This is a genomic window from Stenotrophomonas maltophilia group sp. RNC7 (assembly GCF_030910085.1).
Classification (GTDB): domain Bacteria; phylum Pseudomonadota; class Gammaproteobacteria; order Xanthomonadales; family Xanthomonadaceae; genus Stenotrophomonas; species Stenotrophomonas sepilia.
This window is the reverse complement of the sequence record NZ_JAVFVN010000432.1, coordinates 1-348: the sequence shown is the minus strand read 5'-3', so window position 1 is coordinate 348 and position 348 is coordinate 1. Positions and strand designations below refer to the sequence as shown.

Genomic DNA, 348 nt, shown 5'->3' with positions numbered 1-348 from the left:
AGCGGTCGCAAGATCCGGCGGGTTTGCCTGATGATGGAGATCAATGGATGGTTTTATCTGTTCCCCATCTCAGGACAGATCCCCCGGCCAAGGGAGCCGGGGATGGAGCGGCTATACGAGATCGTTCCCGAGACCGAACAGCGCAGGATCGGCCTTGGTCCGGAGAAGGTGAGCCACCTGATCCTCGACGATTACAACAAGGTTCGGGCGGACGAGCTCTACGATTTTGAAAGTCTCACACCGATTGGGACTTTCAGCACGCGGTTCCTCGAAAAGGTAGCCCGCCGCTTCCTGTCAGCTGTGCAAGAGCAACGCCAGATCGCAGGCCTCACGCGACGCTAGGCATAC

The 348-nt window shown here is 58.3% G+C and carries 1 protein-coding gene; it reads left to right on the top strand.

The genetic code is table 11. From position 1 onward, the window contains the following. A partial coding sequence (locus RCF13_RS07380; protein ID WP_308141024.1) for a hypothetical protein occupies nucleotides 1-342 on the top strand: 342 nt, incomplete at its 5' end. Between the last annotated feature and the right edge of the window lie 6 nt (nucleotides 343-348).